General features: G+C 33.5%; 3 protein-coding genes. 2 read left to right on the top strand and 1 reads right to left on the bottom strand.

The annotated features are described in order from the left end of the window. Positions 1 to 332 (bottom strand): NAD-dependent epimerase/dehydratase family protein (locus tag Q0075_RS06770; RefSeq protein WP_297868847.1); only part of this gene is annotated, 332 nt, incomplete at its 3' end. A 221-nt stretch (positions 333 to 553) separates the two neighbouring features. Here Q0075_RS06770 and Q0075_RS06775 point away from each other — a divergent pair. Together Q0075_RS06775 and Q0075_RS06780 are read left to right on the top strand one after the other, a co-directional pair. Continuing rightward, positions 554 to 1,156 carry a hypothetical protein gene (locus Q0075_RS06775; RefSeq protein WP_291106360.1) on the top strand — a complete coding sequence of 201 codons (603 nt, stop codon included), beginning with the start codon at positions 554 to 556 and terminating at the stop codon, positions 1,154 to 1,156. An 8-nt stretch (positions 1,157 to 1,164) separates the two neighbouring features. Continuing rightward, positions 1,165 to 2,597 (top strand): CarD family transcriptional regulator (locus tag Q0075_RS06780; RefSeq protein WP_297868848.1); only part of this gene is annotated, 1,433 nt, incomplete at its 3' end.

Consider the following 2,597-nt stretch of genomic DNA (forward strand, 5'->3'; position numbering starts at 1 on the left):
TTAATTTTTCCTGCTTTGGCTAAATTTAAAACATGAAACAACGAATTCATATTCAAATCCCAAGCAAAAGCCGGATTTTTCTCAGCTGTAGCCGAAAGCAATGCCGCCATTAAATACACATCGGTAATTTGATATTTCTCAAGTAAATGCTCAATTTGATTATAATCAAGCGCATTTACCACTTCAAAAATTCCGTTATTAACTACATCATTTTCTAATTTTCTGATATCTGATGCGATAACGTTATTAACTCCGTAGGTAGCTCTAAGTTTTGCTGTAAGCTCGGTGCCAATTTGACCACAAGCACCAATTATTAAAATTTTCGTATCCATTTTGTTGTGTAAATGAGGTAACAAATATAGTATTTTACCGTTATTTTGCCGATGGATTTTTGTGATATTTTTACAAATTGCAACCAAAATTTAAATATTTAATAAATTAACATCTTTTAAATGGTTTTTCTTAATTGATTAACAAATTTGGTGTTAAGATAATATTAGAAAAAATGCAGCATTCGGCAAACATTTGTACCTTTGCTTTTTAATTTATCCGAATGAAAGTTTTCTTATGTAGTTTATCGCTTTTAGTTTTAACCTTGATTTCATGCGAAAATGAAAATCAGCAACTAGAAGCCCAAAAAGTAGCTCAAAAAAACGAAGCTGTTTTTAAGAACATTTCGAAAATGTGGCAATTTAATTTTCCAACGCCTAGACCTGAAGTAGCAGCTACTTTAGGCAGATGGAACGAGTGGCGTCAATTTGAAATCGAAATGCGTCAAAAACCACAATCTACTTTGTCTGCTTTTCAGATGAAAACTAAAAATTTATCAAAAAAAGCAGATACTTTGGTCTTGACAGTTCCTTTCGAATATAACAAACCTCAGATTTTAAGTAGAATTACGACTTTGAATACGAAATTAAAATCACTTGAGACCTTCATGAATTTACGAGTAATTCCAGAACAACGAATTGCTAAATTAATTCCAGAAATTAACGAAGAAATCAAAGGTTTATACAAACAATGGGATGAAATTATTATCAAAAAGGCGATTCCAAAGGAAATTGGAGAAGAATTGATGTTGCAAGCTTTGGATACAACAAGAAATGCGAATCCAGATGAAATGCGAAAGAAGATGGAAATTTCAGATAAAAAATAAAGAAAGTTTTGAGCAAGTCCGACATTATATCCATTTACGATAAGTCACCAAAGATTGCCGTTTTAGAAAGTACATTTACAGCGCGCCAAAAGTCTCAAATGACGGGTTTGGTGGGCTCGTCGTTGTCTTTTGTGGCAAATTCGTTGTTTAAAAAATCCGAACTTCCGTTTCTGATTTTATTCAGCAATAAGGAAGAAGCTGCGTATTATTTGAACGATTTAGAACAATTAATCAATACCGAAGACGTACTTTTTTACCCAAGCTCGTACCGAAGACCGTATCAAATTGAAGAAACCGATAATGCTAACGTATTACTTCGAGCTGAAGTTCTAAACCGAATCAATTCGCGCAAAAAACCTGCGATTATTGTTTCGTATGCCGAAGCCATTTTCGAGAAAGTCGTTACCCGAAAAGAATTAGAGAAAAACACCTTGAAATTGTCGGTTGGCGATAATTTATCTATTGATTTTATCAACGAAACCTTATTCGAATACAACTTCAAACGTGTTGATTTTGTTACGGAACCGGGTGAATTTTCCGTTCGTGGTGGAATCATAGACGTGTTTTCGTTTTCCAATGATAATCCGTACCGAATTGAATTTTTCGGCAACGAAGTTGATAGCATTCGAAGTTTTGATGTGGAAACCCAATTATCAGTTGAAAAGCTGAAAAAGATTTCGATTATCCCCAATGTCGAAAACAAACTACTACAAGAAAACCGCGAAAGTTTCTTAGATTATATCAACGAAAAAACGGTTTTAGTCATTCAAAATACGGAATTATTAGGACAACAATTGGATAAATTATTCGACAAAGCCAATGAAGCTTTCGAGAAATTATCTAAAGATATCCAACACGCAAAACCCGAAGAATTATTCCTAAATCAAAAACAGTTTTTAAAACGTGCACTTGATTTTTCAGTAATAGAATTACATACGAACGCTGTTTTCAAAACCGATAAAAAAGTCGAATTTCATATTCAACCGCAACCTTCGTTCAACAAACAATTTGATTTGTTGTTGAACAATTTGAGCGAAAATCATTTCAACGGTTACAAAAATTATTTGTGTTGTTCTAATGAAAATCAGGCGAGTCGTTTTCATGATATTTTTGAAGATATCGACGAAGCTAATCATGAAAGTATTCGTAAACAATACAAAGCCATGGTGTTGCCTTTATTTGAAGGTTTTATAGACGAAGAAAATCAAATAGCGTGTTACACCGATCATCAAATTTTTGAACGTTACCATAAGTTTTCCATCAAAAACGGTTATTCGAAAAAACAAACCATAACGTTAAAAGAATTGACTTCGTTGTCGGTGGGCGATTATGTAACGCACATCGATCACGGAATTGGAAAGTTTGGTGGCTTGCAGAAAATTCAGGTCGAAGGTAAAACGCAAGAAGCCATAAAATTGGTTTATGCCGATAACGATATTGT

Source organism: uncultured Flavobacterium sp. (assembly GCF_937967675.1).
In the GTDB taxonomy this organism is placed as follows: domain Bacteria; phylum Bacteroidota; class Bacteroidia; order Flavobacteriales; family Flavobacteriaceae; genus Flavobacterium.

Coding starts and splice junctions, on each gene's coding strand:
- Q0075_RS06775 (WP_291106360.1), top strand. CDS start 554: ATGAAAGTTTTCTTATGTAGTTTATCGCTTTTAGTTTTAACCTTGATT.